Origin of the sequence: Flavobacterium sp. CHNK8 (assembly GCF_019774515.1) — a bacterium.
Taxonomy (GTDB): domain Bacteria; phylum Bacteroidota; class Bacteroidia; order Flavobacteriales; family Flavobacteriaceae; genus Flavobacterium; species Flavobacterium tiangeerense.
In genome coordinates this window covers 2,962,072-2,987,640 of record NZ_CP081492.1, presented here as the reverse complement: position 1 = coordinate 2,987,640, position 25,569 = coordinate 2,962,072, and the positions used below count along the sequence as shown (strand labels likewise).

At 33.7% G+C, this 25,569-nt stretch carries 21 protein-coding genes; 8 read left to right on the top strand and 13 right to left on the bottom strand.

All coding sequences use genetic code 11. The features are described from left to right. The first annotated feature begins 280 nt into the window (after positions 1-280). From K5V07_RS12980 to serB, 5 genes are all read left to right on the top strand, one after another. Positions 281-1,606 (top strand): trigger factor, encoded by a 1,326-nt coding sequence (locus tag K5V07_RS12980; protein WP_221917805.1) that lies wholly within the window; start codon positions 281-283, stop codon positions 1,604-1,606. A gap of 412 nt (positions 1,607-2,018) precedes the next feature. Then, a complete protein-coding gene (clpP, locus tag K5V07_RS12975; RefSeq protein ID WP_026707631.1) occupies positions 2,019-2,693 on the top strand; it encodes an ATP-dependent Clp endopeptidase proteolytic subunit ClpP in 675 nt (224 codons plus the stop codon). Between the two features lie 86 nt (positions 2,694-2,779). After that, complete coding sequence (gene clpX / locus K5V07_RS12970) at positions 2,780-4,012, top strand: ATP-dependent Clp protease ATP-binding subunit ClpX (RefSeq protein ID WP_221917804.1); 1,233 nt, start codon at positions 2,780-2,782, stop codon at positions 4,010-4,012. A 152-nt stretch (positions 4,013-4,164) separates the two neighbouring features. Further along, a complete protein-coding gene (locus K5V07_RS12965) occupies positions 4,165-4,575 on the top strand; it encodes an SRPBCC family protein (RefSeq protein ID WP_221917803.1) in 411 nt (136 codons plus the stop codon). Between the two features lie 241 nt (positions 4,576-4,816). Then, complete coding sequence (serB, locus tag K5V07_RS12960) at positions 4,817-6,052, top strand: phosphoserine phosphatase SerB (protein ID WP_144889462.1); 1,236 nt, start codon at positions 4,817-4,819, stop codon at positions 6,050-6,052. Positions 6,053-6,511: 459 nt separating this feature from the next. Here the strand turns inward: serB and K5V07_RS12955 are convergent, their stop codons facing one another. Then, complete coding sequence (locus tag K5V07_RS12955; protein WP_221917802.1) at positions 6,512-7,183, bottom strand: response regulator transcription factor; 672 nt, start codon at positions 7,181-7,183, stop codon at positions 6,512-6,514. 213 nt (positions 7,184-7,396) lie between these two features. After that, a complete protein-coding gene (locus tag K5V07_RS12950; RefSeq protein ID WP_221917801.1) occupies positions 7,397-8,908 on the bottom strand; it encodes a GH3 auxin-responsive promoter family protein in 1,512 nt (503 codons plus the stop codon). A 95-nt stretch (positions 8,909-9,003) separates the two neighbouring features. Here K5V07_RS12950 and K5V07_RS12945 point away from each other — a divergent pair, with 95 nt between their 5' ends. Further along, a complete protein-coding gene (locus K5V07_RS12945) occupies positions 9,004-9,798 on the top strand; it encodes a DUF2797 domain-containing protein (RefSeq protein WP_221917800.1) in 795 nt (264 codons plus the stop codon). 232 nt (positions 9,799-10,030) lie between these two features. On the opposite strand, the gene K5V07_RS12940 is transcribed toward K5V07_RS12945, so the two are convergent. Continuing rightward, positions 10,031-12,652, bottom strand: coding sequence for an AsmA-like C-terminal region-containing protein (locus tag K5V07_RS12940; RefSeq protein ID WP_221917799.1), 2,622 nt, complete (start codon positions 12,650-12,652; stop codon positions 10,031-10,033). Positions 12,653-12,840: 188 nt separating this feature from the next. Next, positions 12,841-14,601: a signal peptide peptidase SppA gene (sppA, locus tag K5V07_RS12935; RefSeq protein WP_221917798.1), complete on the bottom strand. Its 1,761-nt coding sequence runs from the start codon at positions 14,599-14,601 to the stop codon at positions 12,841-12,843. A 134-nt stretch (positions 14,602-14,735) separates the two neighbouring features. Here sppA and folK point away from each other — a divergent pair, with 134 nt between their 5' ends. Further along, positions 14,736-15,872 carry a 2-amino-4-hydroxy-6-hydroxymethyldihydropteridine diphosphokinase gene (gene folK / locus K5V07_RS12930; protein WP_221917797.1) on the top strand — a complete coding sequence of 379 codons (1,137 nt, stop codon included), beginning with the start codon at positions 14,736-14,738 and terminating at the stop codon, positions 15,870-15,872. Positions 15,873-16,020: 148 nt separating this feature from the next. Here the strand turns inward: folK and K5V07_RS12925 are convergent, their stop codons facing one another. From K5V07_RS12925 to K5V07_RS12890, 8 genes are all read right to left on the bottom strand, one after another. Continuing rightward, complete coding sequence (locus K5V07_RS12925; protein WP_221917796.1) at positions 16,021-17,346, bottom strand: HlyD family efflux transporter periplasmic adaptor subunit; 1,326 nt, start codon at positions 17,344-17,346, stop codon at positions 16,021-16,023. Then, positions 17,339-19,525 carry a peptidase domain-containing ABC transporter gene (locus tag K5V07_RS12920; protein ID WP_221917795.1) on the bottom strand — a complete coding sequence of 729 codons (2,187 nt, stop codon included), beginning with the start codon at positions 19,523-19,525 and terminating at the stop codon, positions 17,339-17,341. Before K5V07_RS12920 ends, K5V07_RS12925 begins: the two co-directional genes overlap by 8 nt. A 205-nt stretch (positions 19,526-19,730) precedes the next feature. After that, positions 19,731-20,123, bottom strand: coding sequence for a hypothetical protein (locus tag K5V07_RS12915; RefSeq protein ID WP_221917794.1), 393 nt, complete (start codon positions 20,121-20,123; stop codon positions 19,731-19,733). Positions 20,124-20,170: 47 nt separating this feature from the next. Then, a complete protein-coding gene (locus K5V07_RS12910; RefSeq protein ID WP_221917793.1) occupies positions 20,171-20,767 on the bottom strand; it encodes a hypothetical protein in 597 nt (198 codons plus the stop codon). 34 nt (positions 20,768-20,801) lie between these two features. Beyond that, positions 20,802-21,440, bottom strand: a complete 639-nt coding sequence (locus tag K5V07_RS12905) for a hypothetical protein (protein WP_221917792.1) — start codon at positions 21,438-21,440, stop codon at positions 20,802-20,804. Positions 21,441-21,644: 204 nt separating this feature from the next. Further along, a complete protein-coding gene (locus K5V07_RS12900; protein ID WP_221917791.1) occupies positions 21,645-22,262 on the bottom strand; it encodes a hypothetical protein in 618 nt (205 codons plus the stop codon). Positions 22,263-22,496: 234 nt separating this feature from the next. Then, complete coding sequence (locus tag K5V07_RS12895; protein WP_221917790.1) at positions 22,497-23,117, bottom strand: hypothetical protein; 621 nt, start codon at positions 23,115-23,117, stop codon at positions 22,497-22,499. A 20-nt stretch (positions 23,118-23,137) separates the two neighbouring features. Then, positions 23,138-23,923 (bottom strand): hypothetical protein, encoded by a 786-nt coding sequence (locus K5V07_RS12890; RefSeq protein WP_221917789.1) that lies wholly within the window; start codon positions 23,921-23,923, stop codon positions 23,138-23,140. Positions 23,924-24,066: 143 nt separating this feature from the next. Between K5V07_RS12890 and K5V07_RS12885 the strand changes: the two genes are divergently transcribed. Continuing rightward, positions 24,067-24,420 carry a helix-turn-helix domain-containing protein gene (locus K5V07_RS12885; protein WP_221917788.1) on the top strand — a complete coding sequence of 118 codons (354 nt, stop codon included), beginning with the start codon at positions 24,067-24,069 and terminating at the stop codon, positions 24,418-24,420. 552 nt (positions 24,421-24,972) lie between these two features. Here K5V07_RS12885 and K5V07_RS12880 read toward each other — a convergent pair. After that, positions 24,973-25,503: an RNA methyltransferase gene (locus tag K5V07_RS12880; protein WP_221917787.1), complete on the bottom strand. Its 531-nt coding sequence runs from the start codon at positions 25,501-25,503 to the stop codon at positions 24,973-24,975. Positions 25,504-25,569 lie beyond the last annotated feature (66 nt).

Below are 25,569 nucleotides of genomic sequence, written 5' to 3'. Positions count from 1 at the left end.
CACAAACTAAAAGCCTCGATTTTATCGAGGCTTTTTTTGTTTAAGAAAATCTATACGTTTCCTGACTTGGGTAGAGTCTGAAATCTATAGATGGATTCCTTAAGCTTGTAGCAAAAAGGCAAAGAACAATCACTTCAAGAATTTATATTTAGGAAATGGTCTTTTTATAAGATTTTGAAAGAAGAAATTGGGTAAAAAGGGTCTCGATAAAAAGCTTGGTTGGCTTATAAAAATTTTATAATTTTGCATTCCGAATTTATAATGTAAATTAAAGAAGAAGATGGATATTAAAAGAGTAGCAATAGACGCTGTAAATGAAACAATTGTAATGACAGTTGTTCATATGGATTATAAAGGTCAAGTAGCAAAAAGAATAAACGAAAAAATGCCTTTGGCAACTGTTAAAGGTTTTAGAAAAGGTGCTGTGCCAAAAGACCTTGTTGAAAAACAATACGGTAAAGCTATTAAACAAGAAGAAGTTCAGAAAGTTGTAGATTTAGCACTTGAGCGTTTCGTTCAGTCTGAGAGATTGAATCTTCTTGGAACTCCACTTCCTAAAGTGAATGAAAACTTTGATTGGAGTGCTGAAGAATTGACTTTCGAATATGAAATCGGTTTGGTTCCTAATTTCGAATTGGATTTAGAAGCTAAAAATGACATTGTAAAATATGTGGTTACTGCTGATGATAAATTAATCGACGGTCAAGTAGAAAGAATCCAAAAACAATTTGGAACTGCAATTCCTCAAGAAGTTGTTGCTGCTGATTCAGATGTTACGGGAACATTCTCTAACGAAGAAAAAGGAATTAATAATGCCACTACTATTGCTGCTGATCTTTTTAAAGACAAAGCGACTTTTGATTTATTCATTGGTAAAAAAGTAGGTGATGTGGTAACTGTAAATACTAAAGGTTTATTTGAAGACGATCACCAGTTAATGGATGTCATGAAAGTGGCTCACGACGATGTTCACGGTTTAGACGTTGATGTAAACTTCACTATCGAAGCTATCAACACTGCTGAATTAGCTGAATTGAACCAAGAATTGTTTGATAAATTGTTTGGTGCTGGAACAATCTCTTCACTTGAAGAATTGAAAGGAAAAATCAAAGAGGATGCTGAAAGTCAATTTGCTGCTCAAGCAGATCAAAAATTATTGGGTGATGTAACTGAGTTCTTAATCGAAAACACAAAATTTGATTTACCAGCTGAGTTCTTGAAAAAATGGTTACAAACGGTAGGTGAGAAAAAATTAACTCCAGAAGAAGCTGAGGTTGAGTATGCACGTTCTGAAAAAGGATTGCGTTTTCAATTGATCGAAGGTAGAGCTATGGCGCAATCTGACATCAAAATCACTTTTGAAGACTTAAAAACATTCACTACGAAAAATATCCGTCAGCAAATGGCACAATTCGGACAAACAAATCCTACTGAGGAAGAAGTTCAAGGAATTGTAGCACGCGTTTTGTCTAACCAAGACGAAGTAAAAAGACTTTCGGATCAAGTAGTTGCTGAAAAATTATTAGAAGTGTTCAAAGAAAAAGCAAATCCTACTACTAAAGAAGTGACTTACGAAGAATTTATTGCTGCATCTTACGGAGAATAAATTCTAGTCGTAAAGTCAAATGTCATAAAGTCAAAAGTTGAAAAAACGAAAAACAATTTCGTTAGTTGTTTCAAATTTTAAGATTTTATTACAAATGCAAAACAATAAAAATTACCTATATTTGAGCGTCAGAAATTTATTTTTTTGACGCTCTTTTGTTATTTTAGCAAGTAGGAGCTAATCCAGCTTTTCGTTGCAAGTTTTTTTATCTGTTTAGATTTTATACAATTATTGCAAGTGCTTCCTTTGGTCGCTTTGCCCTAATTATAAAATCAAAAAACAGCTTTCAAAAAGCTTTCCACTACTATCTGGGCTAAAAAGCAAGACATATTGACACGATCTGTAAAGCGGAACGACCTTTGCAATACCGATTATAGAACTAGAGATAAAGTACAACTTAGAACACATACACATGAACTACGGTAAAGAATTTAAAAAGTTTGCTACAAAGCACCAAGGAGTAAATGCCATGTATTACGATAAAATCGTTGCGGCAATGAATCCTACCAATATGACTCCATATATCATTGAAGAACGCCAGTTAAACATTTCGCAACTTGACGTTTTCTCTAGATTAATGATGGATAGAATTATCTTTCTAGGAACAGGAATCGATGATCAAATTGCAAACATAGTACAAGCGCAATTGTTATTTTTAGAAAGTGCAGATGCTTCTAAGGATATTCAAATTTACTTGAACTCTCCAGGAGGAAGTGTATATGCAGGTTTAGGGATTTATGACACCATGCAATACATCAAGCCTGACGTTGCTACAATTTGTACCGGTATGGCTGCCTCAATGGGAGCAGTGTTGTTATGCGCTGGTGCTGAAGGAAAACGTTCGGCATTGCCACATTCAAGAGTAATGATTCACCAACCATCAGGAGGAGCACAAGGTGTAGCTACTGATATGGAAATCAACTTGAGAGAGATGTTGAAATTAAAAGACGAATTATACAACATCATTTCACACCACTCTGGACAAACTTTTGATAAAGTGCATGCAGATAGTGAGCGTGATTACTGGATGAAAGCAGACGAAGCTAAGGAATACGGAATGATTGATGAAGTATTGAGAAGAGGATAAAAATTTGTCGAAAGTCAAAAGTACTAAAGTCGAATGCATTATGCAGACTTTGAGACTTTTGACTTTATGACATTAGACTAAAAAGAATGGCGAAAGAAAAATTAGAATGTTCGTTTTGTGGAAGGAAAAAGCCAGAAACTAATTTATTAATAGCAGGTATTGATGCGCACATTTGTGATAAATGTATCGAGCAAGCGCACGGAATTGTTCTTGAAGAATTAAAAACAACTGGTAGTTCTAAACTAGTAGGAGATTTAGTTTTGCAAAAACCAAAAGATATTAGAGCTTTCCTAGATCAATACGTTATTGGGCAGGACCAGACTAAAAAGGTGATGTCTGTAGCAGTTTACAATCATTACAAACGTTTGATGCAACAGCAACAAGACGATGAGGTAGAGATTGAAAAAAGTAACATCATCATGGTAGGTCAAACTGGAACAGGAAAAACATTAGTAGCTAAAACCATTGCGAAAATGCTTGACGTTCCTTTGGCTATTGTAGATGCTACGGTATTGACAGAGGCAGGTTATGTAGGTGAAGATGTAGAGAGTATTTTAACACGTTTGTTACAAGCTGCTGATTATGATGTAGCCAAAGCAGAACGCGGAATTGTATTTATTGATGAGATTGATAAAATTGCTCGTAAAAGTGATAATCCATCTATTACGCGTGATGTGTCTGGTGAAGGAGTACAACAAGCCTTACTTAAATTACTTGAAGGAACCGTTGTGAATGTCCCACCAAAAGGAGGACGCAAGCACCCCGACCAAAAATTTGTGGAGGTAAATACCCAAAATATCTTGTTTATTGCCGGTGGTGCTTTTGATGGAATTGAAAGAATTATTTCGAAACGATTGAACCGTCAAGCCGTGGGGTATTCAACGTCAAAAAATGTAGACAATATTGACAAAGACAATTTGTTGCAATACATTATCCCAAAGGATATCAAAGATTTTGGATTGATTCCAGAGATTATTGGTCGTTTACCAGTATTGACACACATGGATCCTTTGGATAGAGCGACATTACGTTCTATTTTGACAGAGCCTAAAAATGCCTTAATCAAGCAGTATCAGAAACTATTCTTAATGGATGAGGTGGAGTTCTCTATCACTGATGCAGCATTAGACTTTATTGTAGACAAAGCTTTAGAATACAAGTTAGGTGCTCGTGGATTACGTTCTTTATGTGAAGCTATCTTAACAGATGCGATGTACGAATTACCAAGTTCAGAAGACAAGACCTTAGTGATTGATGAAGAATACGCGCAAGAAACTTTGAATAGAAATCTATTGAAACGATTGGAGATAGCATCTTAATATTGCGATTTTCTCAAAGAAAACACTAACCTGTTCATTGATTTTGAACAGGTTTTTTTTATGGAAATTTTAAAAAGATATTGGCATATAAAAAAGAAAATCTACTTTTAAATATTTTGTAATTTTATATTTAAATTAAAAAGAACTTTAAAATGATAACAGTAAAAAGCACCATAAATGCTTCAATTGAGAAAGTGTGGAAGATATGGACTACTCCGGAGCATATTATGAAATGGAATAACGCCTCAGATGATTGGCATACTCCTTTTGCTGAAAACGACTTAAAAGTGGGAGGGAAATTCAAATATTCGATGGCTTCAAAAGATGGTACAATGCAATTTGAATTTGAAGGAGTTTATACTAAAGTTGTGAACCATTCTTTAATAGAGTACCTACTAGCTGATGGGAGAAAAGTGATAATTGTTTTTGAGAAGGAAGCAGATAACATAAAAATAATAGAAAGTTTTGACCCAGAAACAGAGAATACAGAAGAATTACAAAAAAATGGATGGCAGGCAATTTTAGATAATTTTAAAAAACATGTCGAAAATTCAACTCTATAAAAGTTTTAAAAATAGCAACGTTGAAGTTTAGTGCTATAAGATAAATAGTAAGTAGGATTTAATCAAATCCGAGAATCTCTTAGATTGCAGTTTTCTTAAAATTGTAAACCTGTTTATTGATATAAACAGGTTTTTTTATGCAGTTTTTACAGTATTTGTTATTGTTTCAAAAAATCACGTCTATTTATTTAATATCAACTTTAGAATATCGATTTTTGTTAGTACAATTTAATTATGTCACATGAAAGTAGAGGACAAAGAGGTTATATTATTGAAAGTTTCAGGACAAGATAAGCCTGGAGTAACTGCTGGTTTAACATCAATTTTAGCCAATTACAATGCTATTATTTTAGATATTGGTCAAGCTGATATTCATGATACGCTATCCTTGGGTATTTTATTTGAAATTCAGGCTGGATCAACATCAGGACCAGTTTTAAAAGATTTGTTATTCAAAGCCTATGAATTGGGGGTTAAAGTCAAATTTATTCCTATATCTATTGCCGAATATGAGATTTGGGTCAAAGGGCAACGAAAACAACGGTATACAATCAATATTTTAGGGGAAACATTAACAGCGGTCCAGATTGCTGCTGTGACCCAGATTTTATCCAATCAAAACTTGAATATTGATGCCATTAAGAGATTGACAGGACGTGTTTCCATTATTGAAAAAGAAGAATTCCCTCGTGCTTGCATTCAGCTTTCGGTAACGGGAACAATCGTTGATAAGTCTTTTATAACCGCCAGTTTTATGGAAATTTCGAGAACTTTAGATGTAGATATTTCGTTTCAAGAGGACAATATGTATCGCAGAAATAGGCGTCTAGTGTGTTTTGATATGGACTCGACCTTAATTCAAACTGAAGTTATTGATGAGCTTGCAGAACTTGCAGGAGTAGGCGAGCAAGTTAAAGCAATTACAGAGGCTGCAATGAATGGAGAAATTGATTTTAGCGAAAGCTTTAAGCAACGAATGGCTTTGTTAGAGGGTTTGAGTGAAGAAGTACTGCAAACTGTGGCTGAGAATTTGCCTATCACAAAAGGCGCGCATCGCTTGATGAAGGCCTTAAAATATTACGGATACAAAACAGCTATTTTGTCTGGAGGTTTTACCTTTTTTGGGAACTATTTGCAAAAAGAATTGGGAATTGATTATGTACATGCAAACGAACTAGAAATAAAAAACGGTAAATTAACAGGCAATTACATAGGTGAGATTGTTGACGGTAAAAAGAAAGCCGAATACTTACAAGCCATTGCTGATAAAGAGGGTATTCATATCAATCAAACCATTGCGGTAGGTGATGGTGCGAATGATTTACCAATGCTAAATCTTGCTGGACTTGGAATTGCTTTTCACGCGAAACCCACTGTTAAGGAAAAGGCAGAAAGTGCTATTTCTAGTTTGGGTCTGGATGGTGTTTTATACCTGTTAGGATACCATGACAGGCATATTGATATGATGGAGCATTAATCTTCTAGAAAATCTCAAAAAAAAAAAGCACTCGTTATTCACGAGTGCTTAACTCAAAAAAAATCTATGATGTATTTTGTGATGGCTATAAATCAAAAAATAGTATCAATAGATTTGTGAAACAGCTAACTGACAACAGTTTTCTTATTTCAAGTTGAGATGGATAAATCATCTCAACAAATTGTTTGATAGCACTAGAATGCTGATTTTTTAGTTTATAATTTCTTAAAAAAAATAACTATATACTTCTAAAATTAATCTTAAAAGAAGTAGTAGGTCCTTCGTCAGATTAGTATGATTAGCGTAAAATCAATCTAGTGCTTTCAATTTTTAACAAACGCTTAATAGAACAGAAAATTGGGGGCACTCTGTTTTTTTTAAACTTCTACGTTACAAATTTAATACAAGGGTTTGGATTAATTTTACGGTTTTTATGTTAAAATTTTACGGTTTTTTGGATTAGAGGATGCCAACTTTTCTTGCCTCTTCAATGATATTTTTATCGGTACCTTTGTCAATTAAAAGCTGGGTTTTGATGTTTGACTTCCTTTTTTCAATGGTACTTAAGGATAGTTCTAGAAGCTCTGTCATGTCTTTGGTCCTTATACCACGGGATAGTAAGGTTATAATTTCACAATCTATAACATCAAATTTCAATTTTTTAATGATGGATTGATTTAAAACGTCATTGATAGTTGAGCTGTAGAATTTTTGTCCAAGCATAATATATTGATATGCTGTCATCAAAGACTGTGCATTGATATCATTTTTTAATATAAAACCTTCAGGATTTATTTTTTGAATTGCGTTATGAAGCAGTATAGGTTCACTATGCATGGTTAATAAAATGATTTTACATTCTGGAAAATACTCCCTAATAATATTCCCTAAATCAATACCGTTTTGAATGTTTTTATCCTCGTAAGGAGGTAAACTAATGTCTAAAAAAGCTACGTCTAATGTTTCTTGTAATTCATACCTCTCCATTATTTTAATGTAAGCGTCCTGACAAGAATATGCTGTAGTAAAATGTTTTGGAATAGTAGGGTTTTCAAGTCGGGATAATATATTGATATAGGCATCAATAGTAATAGGATGATCGTCTACAAGAAGGAGGTTATGTGTTTTCATTTCAGGGAATAGCATTTTAAAACGCTAATATAGAATAATGTATTTTGCGTTCAAATAGATATTTCAAATACTTTTACATTCTTAATGGATTATAGCTTGTAGGAATCTGTTGCTTTAAAATAAATGCATTATTGTTGCTTTTTATTTTTTAATTCGGCTTCACTTTAGGTTTAAAGTAAGTTTTTATTTATGTGGATCACGTATATTTATTCCTCACTTTAACTCCTTCAATTGCTCCAAGTAATCCCTTTGGTTGGATAATCTTGGTATTTTGTGTTGCCCGCCTAGTTTGTCTCGGTCTTTTAACCAGTCGTAAAATAAATTTTTACGAGCTACATTGATCACCAATGGGTTTAAGGTCATGTTGTTGTAGCGTTTGGCTTCGTAGTCAGAGTTGAGAGCTTGTATGGATTCATCTAATACTTTCTGGAATTCCGCTACATCTGTAGGGTTGTCTTTAAACTCAATCATCCATTCGTGAGCGCCTTTTTCTTTGCCCTCCATGAAAATGGGTGCTACGGTATAGTCAACCACTTCGGTTTGGGTGATTTTGCAGGCTTTGGCAATAGCCTGATCCGTATTTTCAACCATTAATTCTTCGCCAAAAACATTGATATGATGTTTGGTTCTGCCTGTAACTCTTATTCTATAGGGGTTTAAGGAAGTAAAACGCACCGTGTCACCTATCATGTAGCGCCACAAACCAGAGTTGGTAGTAATGACAATAGCATAGTTTTTAAACAATACTACATCTGCCAGTCGAACTACTTTTTGATTTGGCGTGCCAAAGGTATCCATCGGAATGAACTCATAAAAAATCCCGTAGTCCAACATTAACAACAAATCACTGGAATAATTCAAGTCTTGAATTGCAAAAAAACCTTCGGAGGCATTGTATATTTCGTAGTATTTAAAATCCTTTTTAGGAAGTATTTTTTGGTACTGCTCTCGGTACGGTTCAAAATTAACACCGCCATGAAAATAGACTTCTAAGTTGGGCCAAAGCTCTAGTAAATTGCCTTTGCCAGTTTCCTCTAGCATTTTATTCATTAATACCAGCATCCAGGAAGGAACACCTGCAAAACTAGTTACATTTTCGTTTTTTGTTTCGTTGATAATGGCTGCAATCTTGGTTTCCCATTCGCTCATCAAGGAGGTTTTGCTGCTTGGTGTACTGCTAAACTCCGCCCAAATAGGCATGTTCTCTATTAAAATTGCCGACAAGTCACCAAAAAACGTATTCTTGTCTTCGTAAATTTGGGAACTGCCACCTAAACGCAAACTTTTGCCCACAAACAGTTCTGAGTCTTCATTGTTATTTAAATACAAGCATAACAAATCTTTGCTGCCTTTGTAATGACAATCTTCTAATGCTTCGTTACTTACTGGGATAAATTTACTCTTAGCGTTCGTGGTACCGCTTGATTTAGCAAACCACTTGATGGGTGTTTCCCAAAAAACGTTTTGTTCTCCCTGGCGAGTTCGTTCAATAAGGGGTTGCAATTCTTCGTAGCTAGATATAGGAACTCGTTCTGCAAAGGTGGCGTAGGTTTGTATAGATGCAAACTCATATTCCTTGCCAACAACTGTATTCTTTGAGGATTGTATCAAGTGCATAAGCAATTCTTCCTGAACTTCATTAGGGTATTTCAAGAAAAGTTCGATTTGATGAATCCTTTGTTTAAGAACCCAAGAAGCAAACGAATTGATTATGGTTAGCGGCATTTTTAAATTATGAATTATGAATTACGAATGATAACTTTACCAAAAATAACAAAATTTGTTTAACAACTTGTGTTAAACCCGAAACTTTAAAGCGCATGACTTACGAAGGTGTACTTGCAAAAATGCAAACCGAATTGGGTAATCCCATTCAATATTACTTGGTTTTTGAAGATAGTTTTTTGAACGTGAATCAGTTACTAAATAAAGAGCTAGAGATCAATTTTGTAGGCTATCAATGTTTAAATTGTGGCAAAAAGAAAAAAATATTCCGTCAAGGTTTTTGCTACGATTGTTTTTATTCTAGCCCAGCCGTGGGCGATTGGATTATGAAACCCGAGTTAAGTACAGCGCATCTTGGGATTCAAGACCGGGATTTAGCCTATGAACAAAAAGTGCAATTGCAACCGCATATTGTTTACCTAGCCTTATCTAGCGAAGTAAAAGTAGGAGTGACTCGTAAAACACAAGTCCCAACCCGATGGATTGATCAAGGTGCTAACCAAGCCATTTCAATTGTTGAAGTGCCTAATAGATATCTAGCTGGAATTACCGAAGTAGCGCTCAAGAACCATTATGCTGATAAAACAAATTGGCGAAAAATGTTAACCAATAATATAGAGCAAATTGACTTAGTTGCAGAACGTTTAAAAGTTGAGAATTTAATTCCACAAGAGGTTCAGGAATATTTTCATGCTCAAAAAAATGATTTGTATGAAATGCATTACCCCGTTCTGGACTATCCTGCTAAAGTAAACAGTTTAAGCTTGGACAAAACGCCACAATTTAAAGGCAAACTTACCGGGATAAAAGGGCAATATTTGCTTTTTGAAAACGGAACCGTCTTTAACATCCGTGGTTCAGAGGGGTATGTAGTATCTCTTGCAGTATAAAAAGTTCTAGGGCGTATCCTTTTTTTAAAATTGAAAAAATTTTAAAAAAAGGTCAGGCTGTTCGCTATATCTTTTATTCCGCTGCGCTGCATAAAAGGATGCCGCTTCCATCCTTTACGCACGCAAACCCGTTGCAGCAGCACGCCTACACTAGGAACTATACTAAAATTACAAACAAAAAAAAGAGGAATTTCACTTAGTGAATTCCTCTTTCCTATTTTATAAAACGTTCTTAATTTACTTTAGTAGTATCTACAACTTTCTTTTTCTTTTTAAACAGTCCGTTGAGCAAATCGGCTGCTTTTGCTTTAACTTCTTCTTTTGTAGCAGGTGTAGTTGGCTTAGCTGTTTTTGTAGTATCACCTGGCTTTTTATTTTTGTTAATATAATCTGTAATTGCCGAGGTTCCTTTTTTAACCAATCGGTCTTTTTGTTGGTTTACCAGTTGCGTTGTAAGCTTAGTGACTGCCGTCTTTACATCAGTTGTAATTCTCGGATTTGTAAAATTACCAACTAAAGATGCATTTATAGGTAAATTCTCAAGTTTGGCAGCATCAGCAGGTGTTAGTTTGGCTAGTAACGCATTGGCCTCCGAGCCTAAATATTTTGCGGGTACATCAAATTTTAAAGTATAATTCATGCTTTGGTCAAAGCCATGAGTTCCACCCACAGTAGCTTTGATGTCTTTGTATTTAATATCAAATGGCTTTACATTTACCTTACCATCCTTGAAGGTTATGGCTGCTTTAATGTCATTTAAATTAATTTTGTTGACATCAATAAATTTGATGTTAGACCCAATTGCTTTCAACAAAGTAGAATTATTTGCATTTACAGTAGATGACAACAATTGACCCAATAAATCGCCGGTAAGTGTTTTTAAATCGGGTGTAAATTCAGTTGCATCTAGATTTCCGTTCAGTTTAATGCTAGAGTTTAGCTTCCCGTTGATGATGCCTGCAATAGGCGCAATTTTTTTCAGCATGTCTAGTTGCGTAAACGATTGAGCAATATCAACTTGATTTAATTTCAAATCCATGTTGAAAACTGGAGTCTTTCCTTTAGTAGAAACAGCTCCGTTTACGCCAATTGTTCCTCCAAAAATAGATGTTTTTACGTTTTGTAAACTTACCTTTTGGTCTCTTACGGTCAATTTTCCAGATACGTCTCTTAGTGTAAGGTTGTCATATAAAACCGTAGTAGCTTTTGCGGTAAGCGTACAGTTTAAGAACGCAGGAATCTTCATGGCATCAGCTTTTTTAGCTGTACCAGCTTCGGTTTTTGCAGGTTCGCCGGTCGTCATAAAATCATCAACAGCTAATTGTTTAGAGGTCATGTTAAAATTTCCTTTTAGTTCTTGATTTCTAAAGATAAAACCATAAAAATTCTCTAAAATTCCACTTACACTAATATCGCTTTTTCCTGTTGTAGCATTCAATTGTTTTAAATTCACTTGGCTAGGATTGAACTGAACCACTGCCGTGCTTATGTTCATTGTTTTTCCGTTTTCGTCAGCGTATTTAAAACCAGATAAACTCATGTTACCGGCATTCTTTATTTTTTCATAGTCGCTTTTCTCTACAGATTGCATGTCAAATTTAGTAGTGACATCAGCTTTTAAAATACCTGATAAAGGTTTGTCAAGTTTGATAGGATAGGCCTTAGAGAGATTCGCTAAATTAATAGTTCCTTTTAATGCGGCATCAACTAGTGCGTTTTGCGTCACGTTTCTAATATTGGCTTTGGCATTAAATACATCTTGGTCAATTTGAAATGAGAGTTGGTCTATGTTTACATAGGTGTCATTAAGAATCCCCGTTTCGTTGATAATTTTGGTATCTATTACAATTTTATCAACTGATTTAGGCAAGTTCGGATATTGAAACGAAGCATTGTTTGAGGCAATGGCAATGTTAAACTTTGGTACAGTAGCATCTGTGTATAATCCTTTTGCAAAACCAACTATGGTGAAATCTCCCGTAGTTTTTACATTGTCTAAACTAGCGGCGTAGGCTTCAGGAATAATCCCCAAGAAGTTTTTGAATGAGGAGGTAGGTGTTTTAAACGTTAAGTCATATTGTTGTCCGTTTGGCATTATTTGTATAAAACCATCAAATTCTAACGGCAATTGGTTGATTAAGGCTTTGTTTTCCTTAAACGTATATTTGCTTTGCGCCAAATCAATACCTAAAACGGCATCTAGTGTTAAGGCAACCTTATTCATGTAGTTGACCTTGTCTAGGTTGAGTGAAACTTTGGCTGTAGTTTTAGTGTCTAAGTCTAATTTTTTTGCGGCAAAATCTCCGGTTCCTTCATGGTTAAGACTATCAATAACCATTTTAATTTTTGAACTTTCATCAAAATAGCGAAATTGAAAGTTCTCAATTTTATAATCTTTGATTTTTAAAAGCAATGGACTACTTGGACCTTCTTCTTTTGCTTTTTGATCTTTAAGAGCAATATCAAAGTTGCCAATTCCATTTTTATTGAAAATGATATTAATTAAACCATTTTTAGAGTAAATACCATCAATTGCAATGGCTTCTTTTTTATCCTTAAAAAGTTCTTTGATAGACATTTTCAAGTCTACTTCTCCCAGCGAAACAAGAGTGTCACCTTCAAACGGAGCTTTATTGATTATGACAAATTTTTCTAAGGTTACATTTGCATTTGGAAAATTTTTAAAAAGACTTAAATCTGCTTCTGCAAAGGTTACTTTGGCATCTACATTGGCGTTTATAGCCTCAGATATTTTTGCTTTTATCTGGTCTTTGAATAAAAACGGTGCTGCAAATAGCGTTACTACCAAAAGTAATACTAGGATTCCGATGATTTTTAAAATTTTCTTTACCATAATGTTTTAGTTTTTAATGGGGTAAGACCAAGGAGAATTTTGGTCAACTCCATACAAAAATAATAGTTTCTTGGGGAAATTGTATGTAATGTTTTCATAAAACCCAAAAATCTTTATTATTTGAAAACAAAAAAATCCGCTAGAGTATCATACTCAAGCGGATTTTGTAAGCTTTTGATTTTTATTAATTACCTAATGTTGATTTCATAAGGCAATATAGCTTGTATACCTTTGCGGTTTTGAAGCTTTTTTATCTCCTGTATCACACGGTAATTTTCTTCTCCAATTTCTTCTTTGATAAATGTTGCCTTTGAACTAGCAAATGGGAATCCAGCAAATAATTCTTCAAAGTTTTTTTCGTATTCAGGATAATTTTGAGTGCTGTATGACTCTATTTTAGCCAGCTTAGCAGCATTTGCAATAGCATCATTTAGACCACCTATTTTATCTACAAGTCCTATTTTTAGTGCTTCAGATCCTGTCCAAACTCTTCCTTGGGCAATGGCGTCTACTTGAGCAAATGTCATTTTACGACCTGTTGCTACATGTGTTACAAATGTTTTGTAGATATGCTCTACCCCTTCAAGAGTAACGGCTTTAAAGTTTTCGTCTAATGGTACAAATGGACTATAATCAGCTGCATTAGTATGCGTTTTAACTTGCTCGGTATAAATACCCATCTTTGTTGCCAGTGGCGTAAAATTTGGTAAAACTCCAAAAACTCCTATAGATCCCGTAATTGTGTTTTCTTCAGCAAAAATGGTATTGGCGTTACAAGCAATGTAATATCCTCCAGATGCTGCATAATTCCCCATGGACACTACAATAGGTTTTACTTTTTTGGTCAATTCAATTTCTCTCCAAATCAAGTCAGACGTTAATGCACTTCCACCTGGACTGTCTATTCGTAAAACAATTGCTTTTACGTCTTTATTATTTCTGGCTTCTTCCAATGAGCGACGCATAGATCCTTCACCTATTACTGTTACATCTCCTTCACCACCCATAATTTCTCCTTGAGCATAAATAATTGCAATTTCATTTGAGCTATCTTTTGATAGGGAGGTTGTGGCTACTTTTTGTGCATAATCTACAACAGAGATGGTGTTGTAATCTTTGTCTTTATCTACTTTTAAAATTTTCTTAATGGCGTCATGATATATATCTTCGTAGGCAATAATATCTACCAGTTTTTGTGCTTTTGCCATTTCTGGTGTTCTAGCTTGCAGGCCATTGGCAATTTCATTTAGTTTTGCCACTGGGATATTTCTGCTTTTTGAAATGTCATTTACAACAGAATTCCAAACAGAGGTTAACAAAGCTGTAGTTTGCTCTCTATTGGCGTCACTCATCTTGTTTTCAAGAAAAGGTTCTACGGCACTCTTGTATTTTCCGTGGCGGATTACTTCCATTTTTAATCCTGATTTTTCTTGGAAATCTTTGAAAAACATAATTTCGGATGAAAGACCTTTAAAGTCCATTTCTCCAACAGGATTGATGTAAATAGGACTCGCAACAGAGTTGATGTAGTACTCTTTTTGAGAATACGAATTGGCGTAAGCCATAACAAATTTCCCTGATTTTTTAAAACTTTCTAGTGCATCGCGCAAGGCTTTGCTTTGTGCCATACCTAATCCAGAATTGCTATTCAGAATAGATATTCCCTTTATATCGTCATCATTTTTTGCTTCTTCAATAGCATTTAATATGTCAATCAAGCCTATGGTTTTATTTTCTGAGAAAACGGTAACCCAAGGGTCTTTGTATTTCCCTGCATAATCATTTTGTATATTTCCTAGATCCAACTCGATAACTGAATTATTTTCAACTACAACTCCTTCAGATTCACCACCAAAAATGGCTCCAATCAGAACAATACCAAAGAAAAACAACATGAAAAACACAAAAATACCAATGATGGTAGCTAATACATTTCCTAAAAATTTCATACTTATATTTTTTTAATAAGTCTCTGAAACCATCGAATTGTTACACAAATGGGAGATTTTTTTATGTTTATTATTTTATGCATAGCTCAATTTGATATAATTCTAAAATTCTTTTAGTTAATTTGCACCCCATTATGAAATCACAACATCAAGTCATATTATCCATAGGAAGTAATCAAGGAAATCGAAAGGAGAACATCCTGCAATGCCTGCACTTAATACATCAAGAGGTTGGTACAATTATCAAAACCTCTAAGTTATATGAATCATCCGCTTGGGGTTTTGAGAGTGAAGCCTTTTATAATTGTGCTGTACTAATTCATACGTATCAAGCGGCGCATAAAGTTTTAAATCAGGTTTTAAAAATTGAAAAACGTTTGGGACGTGTTCCAAATCTATCATACGAATACCAATCTAGAGTAATTGATATTGATATTGTTGCTTTTGATGACGATGTTATTGCTACTGAAAAATTACAGGTGCCACATCCTTTAATGCAAAACAGGAATTTTGTTTTGGTTCCCGTTTTGGATCTGAATCTAGATTGGAAACACCCTGTTTTACATAAAAATGTTTCGGAGTTGTTGGCGTGTACTCCAGACACAAGCGCTTGTGTATACGTACAAGATCTTGATGAACCGTTGCGTAACATTCCGCTAGAGCGCTATAATTATGTAGCTTTTGAAGGGAATATAGGCGCAGGAAAAACAACCTTAGCATCAAAAATAGCGGAAGATTTTAATGCTAAAACAGTTTTAGAGCGATTTGCTGATAATCCTTTTTTACCCAAATTTTATAAAGATCAAAACCGTTATGCTTTTCCGCTGGAAATGTCTTTCCTTGCTGATAGGTATCAACAATTATCTGATGACTTGGCGCAATTTGATTTGTTTAAAGATTTTTTAGTAGCGGATTATCATATTTTTAAATCGTTGATTTTTGCTAAGATTACACTCGCTGAAGATGAATACCGCTTGTATCGCAACTTGTTTGATATCATTTACAAAGAAATGCCTAAGCCCGATTTATACGTTTATTTATATCAAAATTCAGAGCGCCTGCTGCAAAACATCAAGAAAAGAGGACGCAGTTATGAGCAAAAAATCCCAGCCGATTATCTAGATAAAATAAATAGTGGTTATTTAGAATACATTAAATCTCAAACAGATCTCAATGTTTTGATCATTGATGTGTCTGATAGAGATTTTGTTAAAAATCAAGAAGACTACTTGTTTATCTTGAACGAAATTCAAAAGAAGATCAAAAACTAAAGTGCAAACGACCTCGTTATAGTGCAATTACAATTGGTCAATCCATAATTCTTTATATATTGATTTGCAATACAAAACTACATCTGGATAAAATTACCGCAACTGCAACAACTAAAAGCCCAAGACATAACGTTGCATAATTCTCATATTATTTTATCTTATATTTCAAATTGTCAAAAAAGCGTTCTATCAATCGGCGGTCTTCGGTAATGATTTCTGCTGTACCATTTGCCTCGGCATGAAAGTTCAAAACTGTGCCGTAGTTAGTTTTCAATCCATCAGTTAAATGCACTTGTACCAAATATGCGTTTACTTTATTTTCCTTGTTCGATAAAGTTTGTTCATTAGTAGCCAGTGATATACGGCTGACTTTTCCTTTAACTGAACCATATTCATTATAAGGATAATTATCTAGTTTTATGATTACGTTTTGCCCTACTTTCAATTTGCCTGAGCCTTGTTCGGGTAAATTTACTTGCCCGATAATTTCATTCTTGTCAGGAATAATTTTGAATATTTCTTGTCCTGATTGAATAAAATCGTCATTTTTTAAGAAACTTAAAAAATCGATTCTCCCTGAAATTGGGGCAATAAAAACGTAGGTGTGTTCCCATTTTTTGATGGCATCTAATAAGTCATAATAACTATTGTATAATTTGATAATCAGCTCGGTTTCTTTGTTGGATTTTTCGATGGCTAATAATTCCAACTTATTTTCGGCATCCTGTATTTGATAATCGGTGTTTGTAATTTGCTTGTCAATGGCTTTAAAATCAAGTATCGTATTGGCTTTGGCAATTACGGATTTATCAAAATCAGCTGAAGCCGTCACTTTTTTGCTAAACAAAACAGAATCTCGTTTAAATAATTCCATCGAGTGATTGTATTTGATTTGCTGGTTTTCAAAATCATTTTGCAAAGCGGCAAGAGTTGTCTTTTGCATTTTTAGCAACTTTTGGGTAATTTTTTTTTGAGCCACAAAAGGTTGCTGTTCTTTATAATCCAAAAACTGATACAAGGCACTCAAAAACCCGAAATACGGATTGTTGACATCGCCTAAAGACAAGTTTTCTGGAAAGAAATGACGATGAGCAGCCGAGTTCAAGTTGTAAATTGCAACTTGGTGTAATAAACGGTCCAGTGTTTGAACATCTTTAAGTCTAGCAGAGTTCTTGATATACCCTAAATATGTTCCAGCTTGTACAGTGGCTCCTCCTTCTTTTTGCAATAAAACAAGGTTTCCTGTAGTTGCCGAAACTATTTTTACGGGAGCTTGCCTTGTGTTTAGTGTAATTTGACCATGCAGCACCTCAGGATATTTGATCAACCAACCAAAAATAAGCAATAGCAAAACCAATCCTATGGCGATACCACTCACGGCGATACCGAAACGAACAGGCATTTTTTCTATCAAATGCGCAACTTCTTCTGTTCTGTTTTCGTGTAGGCTTTTGTGAAATTCTTGTTTATCCATTGATACTGTCTCCCATTTGTGTTTTTACTAATTGATAATAATGTCCATTTTCTCTTGTCATCAATGAGTCATGATTTCCTATTTCAGTAATAGACCCATTTTTGAGCACAATAATCTGATCGGCTTTTCTAATAGTGCTTAATCTGTGGGCAACAACAATTACAGTTTTGTTTTTAAAAATGTCCTCCAAAGCGGTTACTATTTTCTGCTCATTTATAGAATCAAGAGAGTTTGTAGCTTCGTCAAAAAACAAATAATCAGGATTTTTATACAATGCTCTAGCAATAAGTATTCTTTGTTTTTGTCCACCACTTAAACCTCTGCCACTTTCTCCCATCATGGTTTGATAGCCTTTTGGCATAGCTTCAATTTCGCTTGCAATGTTGGCTACGGTAACGGCTTTTTTTAAGCGTTCATAATCCACATTTTCATCGTCAAGCACAATGTTGTTTTGAATCGTATCGCTAAAAATTTTACCGTCCTGCATTACGGCACCGCAGCTTTCTCTCCATTGTTTTAGGCTGATGTTCTGTATGTTTAAATTCCCCATGGTCAATTCCCCAAAAGAGGGTTTGTACAATCTAAGGATCAATTTAAGTAAAGTGGTTTTTCCGCTGCCGCTATCCCCCACAATGGCAGTTACTTTTCCTTGTGGAATAATCATCGAAATATTCTTCAAAATATAGTCACCATTGCGGTTGTATTGAAAAGATACATTTCTCAAAAGTAAGCTTTTGTCTTCGGGTAGTTGTATGCTGTTATTGATCTCGTTTTCTTCCTCTTCTTCTAATTCGTGAATTTCATTTAGGCGCAAGAAGCTAATTTTGGCATATTGAGCTGATTGGATAAACGAGATGAACTGCATAATCGGGCCGTTGAGCATCCCGATGATGAACTGTGTCGAAATCATTACCCCAAAGGTAATCTCACCCCGAATAACCGCCTTGGCACAATAAAATGTAATGAACAAATTAGTTAATTGGTTGATGAATTGTGCTCCTAAGTTTTGAGCATTAGTAATGCGTAAAATCTTTTGGTCTATTTTGAACATACGCACCTGAAGGGCTTCCCATTTCCAGCGTTTTTGTTTTTCGTAATTGTTGATTTTTATGTCTTGGATACTCCCAATGGTTTCTATCCAATAGCTTTGATTTTGGCTATGAACGTCAAAATATTCCCAATCTAATTTTTTTCTAAATTGAAGAAAAAACACCACCCAAAGCATAAAAAGTGTACTACCCACCAAATAGATCAAGCATAAAACTGGGCTGTAAATCAATAGGATAATGCCAAAAATGAAGAAGGAAAGAATAGAAAAAACAAAATTGAGCGAATTGTTCATGATAAAATCACGAATACGTTCATGATCTTGCGCGCGTTGAAGAATATCGCCCACCAATTTGTTTTCAAAAAAAGTAATAGGCAACTTCATCAATTTTATGAGGTAGTCCGAGATTAACGAAATATTAACCCTTGAGGTGACGTGGAGCAAAATCCAGTCTCTAACCATGTTGCTCAACAAAATGCTAATGATAATCACTATATTGGCAATCAAGACCAAATCGATAAAATCGACATCGCTGGTTTGAATCCCCACATCGATAACTGATTTTGATACAAAAGGCAAAAATGCCTGTAAGACTGTAACGATGAGCATCACAAAAAACAAGTTCAAAAAACTCTTTTTGTAAGGCGTAAAATAGTCTAAAAAATTCTCTAGCGTTTTGCGGCGTTCCAGTTTATCTTGAACCGAGCGTTGCTTGAAATCAGCCATGGGTTCTATAGCTAAAACAGCTCCCACTTTTTCATTGGTCAACCAGCCATTCTGGAAATCAGCTACAGAATATTTTATACGAGCCTTGGCAGGATCAGAAACCCAAACGTATTGAGAATTGATTTTGTAAACCACTACAAAGTGGCTGTTTTTCCAATGTACAATACAAGGCAAAGGGATACTTTGTAAAGTGTCAAAATCAATTTTAACACACTTTGTTCTCAAACCGATTTTTTCGCATGCATCACTAATGTCCAAAAAACTAACGCCTTCGCGGCTAATACCGCAGAGATCCCGCAAATAGGGCAAGCTATAGAACCTGCCATAATATTTTGCTATGATTTTGACACAAGTAGGACCGCAATCCTTAGCATCGAGCTGAAACTCGTGTGGAAAGTTGAGCATAGAATTTGGGTTTGATTTTTTTGGATGATAAGCCCGCTAGGGTTTAGCTGGCATTAATGTTAATGATTTTTGAGATATTTAAATGACTGATTTAAAATTCACAATACCTCAGATTTTTTTATCCCCTGTTTTACCGCATCATCTTGACCAGATTGATAAAAATAACAAAAAATAAAATTATACATATTCAACTTTTAATTCGGGTTTAAACACCATAAATTTTTTGTCTTATCGCTACAGCTACAATCGCTAAAATAAATGGTACAACGATATATAAAATAATTCTATTTGTATCTCCGCGTTGAATGTCTTCATCTCTTTCTTCAAAATGTTTCATTAAAATCAACATTCTTTTACTGCTATAAAAAAAAAAGAGAGTAGATATCATCAATCCAGGAAATAGAAACTTATTGTCTTGTCTTATGGCTGTAAAAAAAGCAAAGATCTTTTTATTAGTCATGATCATTATTACTTCATCTAACAAAAAAAAATGCATCATAATTGTAAAAAACAACATTCCACTTCCAAATATTCTTCCTCCGATATCGGTACCATTTTTTTGATAAAAATAACAAAAAATAAAATTATAGATATTCATTTTAATTTGGGTTTAAATGTTAGTATAGTCCTCCTCATAGGTAGATTTTATTTAAATCTTAAAGCATGAAATGGGGCTTGCATATTTTTAGTAATATCCTCTTTTGTATTGGACAAATAAAAAAAATACGCATCTGCTACATCATCCTTGTGAATGGTAATTAATAAGCAATATTTATAGTCTGTTCCAAATTCTTTTCCAACTTCAACCATTGTTAATGCTCCCCAATCAGCATTGAATTCTTTCTTCACTGATTCAGGTTCAAACTCGCCAATTTTTGGAAATTTGCCACCCGAAACATTAAAAACGACTGCTTGAAAAGTTGCAGTATGTAATTTATTGGGGTGAATATTTATATCGCCTGGTTTTTTATTCTTTTCTCGCTCGTTATGATTTTTGATCCTCTCGTCCAATGGTCTAATGGCATAGCGAATTTCAAAGTCTTTGGCATTGTTTATAATGGCATATTCATAATTCATTTGTGGGTTCTCAATTACCGGTGTTTCGGAATATTGATCTGGTTGATCAAAAGTCATTTTCGTAATGTTGAGTAAGTCGGTAAATTGTTTCGGTAAATTGTCCGAGGAAAAAGAAGTTAAAACAACAAAACAAAAGCCCGTTATTAAATATTTAATTTTATTCATTGTCATATATTTTTTTTATTGAAAAAAACAGCATTTAAGACTTAAACCTCAATATACCCCATGATTTTTCTATTTCTTCTTTGACCTGATTTTCTTGATTTTCCTTATAAAAAAACAACAATTCAACTCTAGCAATGTTATCTTTATAGACTTCAATTTTCTTACATCTAGGGTATATTCCTAAATACTTTCCATCAACTTTTATGTTGTAAATAATCCCTCGATCCGCATTCATTTTTTTTAAATAGAGTGCTTCTATATCCATCATTTTTGACAAAGTAGTGTCGATTTGTGCAGCAACTGCTTTTGGTGAAAAATTATTCATTTCGCCCTTGGCTATTAAATACTTAGTGATTTTATTAATAGGTTTTGGGTATGCAATCATGGTAATTGTAATCATAGTTTCATTTTCTTCATTAATCAAAGAAAAGTTAGAATCTCCCTGGTCAAAATCTGCATGTATAGAAAAATAACCTGAGGGGGATTTAATTCTAAAATAATTTTCCGGTTTACTAAATGTTAATTGGCATTTATTTAATTCGTATTCGATGCTTTCATCAGCAAAAGATTGTGAATACACGGTGTTAAAGCACAAAAAAAAGTTGAAGCAAAGACCCAGTATATAAATATTTTTTAAAATGATATTATTTTTAATCCCCATAGTTTTATTCATTATTCTTAATCAAGACATTGCTCACTTACTCCATAATACTGTTTCATTCGAGAATTTTGTATTGGTTGAGATACATTTTTTTGAGGATCGTAAATGTTGTTGTAATTTCCATTGATATCTTGAACGGTTGCTGAATGTAAGTCTTCAGGCGCTATACCTGTTAAATCGACTCTTTATGATTTGTAAAACTTGGTTTAGTAATCCTTACTTAAACCTCAACATACCCCATGATTTTTCTATTTCTTCTTTGACCTGATTTTCTTGATTTTCCTTATAAAAAAACAACAATTCAACTCTAGCAATGTTATCTTTATAGACTTCAATTTTCTTACATCTAGGGTATATTCCTAAATACTTTCCATCAACTTTTATGTTGTAAATAATCCCTCGATCCGCATTCATTTTTTTTAAATGAAGCGCTTCTACATCCATCATTTTTGACAAAGTAGTGTCGATTTGTGCAGCAACTGCTTTTGGTGAAAAATTATTCATTTCGCCCTTGGCTATTAAATACTTAGTGATTTTATTAATAGGTTTTGGGTATGCAATCATGGTAATTGAAGTCATGGTCTCACTTTCTTTATTAATCAAAGAAAAATTAGCGCCACCTTGATTGAAATCTGGATGTATAGAAAAATAACCTGAGGGTGCTTCAATTCTAAAATAATTTTCTGGTTTACTAAATGTTAATTGGCATTTATTCAATTCAAATTCGATGCTCTGATCGGCAAAGGATTGTGAATAAACTGTGTTAAAGCACAAAAAAAAGTTCAAGCAAAGACCCAGTATATAAATATTTTTTAAAATGATATTATTTTTCATCCCCATGGTTTTATTCATTATTCTTAATCAAGACATTGCTCACTTACTCCATAATACTGTTTCATTCGAGAATTTTCTATTTGTGGAGAATTATTTTGAGGATTATAGTTTTGAGGATCGTAAATGTTGTTGTAATTTCCATTAATACCTTGAACGGTTACTGAATGTAAGCCTTCAGGCGCTATACCTGTTAAATCGACTCTTTATGATTTGTAAAACTTGGTTTAGTAATCCTTACTTAAACCTCAACATCCCCCATGTCTTTTCTATTTCATCTCTGACCTGATTTTCTTGATTTTCCTTATAAAAAAACAACAATTCAACTCTAGCGGTATTGTCTTTGTAGACTTCTATTTTCTTACATCTGGGGTATATTCCTAAATACTTTCCATCAACTTTTATGTTGTAAATAATCCCTCGATCCGCATTCATTTTTTTTAAATGAAGCGCTTCTATATCCATCATTTTTGACAAAGTAGTGTCGATTTGTGCAGCAACTGCTTTCTCTGAAAAATGATTCATATCTACATTAGCTATTAAATATTTATTGATTTTATTTGTAGGTTTTGGGTAGTCAATCATGCTAATTGCAATCCTAATTTGGTTTTCTTTATTTATCAAAGTAATGAAAAAAGCTCCTTGGTGAAAATCTGGGTGGATAGACGAACAATCACCGACTGATTTAATTGAGTAATAATTTTTAGGTTCAAAGTAGCTTAACATGCATTTATTCAAGTACAATTCGGCATCTTCATCAACATTCGATTGAGCATGTGTATAATTAAAGCAGAAAAAGCAGCTCAAAAACATCCCTAGTAGATAAATATTTTTTCGAAAGATATCATTCTTCATCATTGTAGTTTTATTAATTATTCTTATTCAAGGCACTGCCCACTTACTCCATAGTACTGTTCCATGCAAGAATTTTGTATTGGTTGAGATACATTATTCTGAGGATCGTAAATGTTATAATAATTTCCATTACTATCTTGAACCGTTACTGCATGTAAGCCACCAGATGGTGTTCTATAAACCCCCATTAATTGGTTATCACCTGTAGGATTTCCACATAGATTAATCCAGTCAGCTATATTATTTGGTACGGTTTCATTTAAATTATTAGTACCAAAAAATCTACCCATAAAGTCCACCATGTTTTCAGGAAGAACACCATTTGCCGCAGGTGTACTGTTGTCAGCAGTACCATACAACTTATTATAAGCATCTTCATAAAATTTGCTATCACGAGACGGAGTACCGTACATTGCACTCATGAATCCCATAGTTTGAAAAACACAGTCTGATTTTGGTTGTTGAGAAGAAGACATTAATGTAAAGAATTGTTTTATCGCTTCTGGATCACTAGTTGCCATACCATTTGAAGTAGCTTGCCAAGCACTACTAGAAGAATTAGAATTTGCTTGAGCACCAAATTGAGTCCATGCAAAACCATGTCCCAAACCTACAAAATGATTTGCAAATGGGTTACTATAATTGCCCGTACCTCCACCTTCATAAACTACAGGTAAAGGCCCTAAGCCTGAATAAAAAGAACTATTGTTGTTATAAATGGTAAGCTCACCTGCACCACCCATAAACTCTTTCATTTCGTTACGATCGATAGCATTTGGAATGTCGTTGAATGTAATTTTTGTCTTCATAATATATATGTAGTATTTTAATGCTTATAGTCTTACAAATAAAAAGAAAATACTTTAACCTGTTTACTATAATGCGGCATAAATTATTATATTGCATTATATTTTATCAAGCAATTAAAACTAAATTTGTTCAAAACTAAATAATGGAAATAGGAAAAAAATTAAGAACCTTACGTGCAGAGAGAGGAATCACGCAGGAAAAAATAGCCGACTTACTAACTATTCCACAAGCATCATACTCAAATTTAGAAAATAACAAGGGAAAAATTGACCTCAAAATCATACAAAAAGTCGCCGAAATTTATGAAATGGAGGTAATAGACCTTTTAAAAGAAGAAGGATTTTCATTTCATCAAAAAAACAAAAAAGGAGATAACAATGGTTTGGTTATCAATCAACTTTCGGATAAACTTATAGAACAATACGAAATTAGGTTAAAGGAAAAGGATGAAATAATAGCTGATTTGAAACAATTGATAAAGGAGTTGAAAGATTAGTGGGGTGATTTTTTCTTTTTAAGATATTTAACTTATAATTTCTTTGGATATTATATAAAACAGATTGCCATTATTAAAACGTAATATAAAATTTTAAAAGTACTACCCTTAACTATGTAGGTAATCACACAAGCAAAAAAACAACCCTACAAGGTATGCTAGGTCTTAAAATAAAAGAAAATAATTGTAAAAATTAAATCTATTATTTAGTTCTTTTAGAGATAGTAAAAGGCATGTGATAAATTAAGACCTCTATTTTATCTAACTTATATGAACGTAAATGCCTTAAATGGTTCTAAATAAGGGTTGTTTGTTATTGAATAACACTATTCAAAATAGTAAAACTCAAACAATTCAGTGCATCCCCCTTTTTATTTTAAAGAATTGTTGAACGGGTACACCCAAATCGTAATTAAGAAAAGATAAAAAAAGAAAAGTAGTAGCGGGGGATATTTCAGTTATTAAAAATAGACTTAATTACAAATAGTTGCTAATTATAAAAAAAATCCAGTGCTACAGTTTACAGCATTTGAGAAATCTAACTATAAAAAATCAATACTGGAACTGTTTAAATAAATCCCAAACTACAATTCCAGCACTTACAGATATGTTTAAGGAATGTTTTGTTCCTAACTGAGGAATTTCAATACAACCAGTACATAATGCCACAGCTTCTTGTGAAACGCCATGAACTTCGTTACCAAAGACTAAAGCGTATTTTTTATCTTTTTCAACTTTAAAATTTTGAAGAAAAACAGCATGCTCTACTTGTTCAATAGCTAGAGTAATCACATTTTCAATGTTTAATTTCTCTATAACTTCTAAGACACTATCATAATGTTCCCACGCAACAGTGTCTGTAGCGCCAAGTGCTGTTTTATGAATTTCTTTGTTAGGAGGAGTGGCTGTAATGCCGCACAAATAAATTTTTTCAATTAAAAAAGCATCTGCGGTACGAAACACAGATCCTATATTGTGCAAACTTCTAATATCATCTAACACCAATATCAGGGGTGTTTTTGTAGATTTTTTAAAGGTTTCAATTGATTTACGTTCGAGTTCACTGTTTTCTAACTTTCTCATGGTGTGGAATTATTCAAAAAAAAAGCTTCCAATTTTAAAGGAAGCTTAAGAGTATTTGTTGTAAAA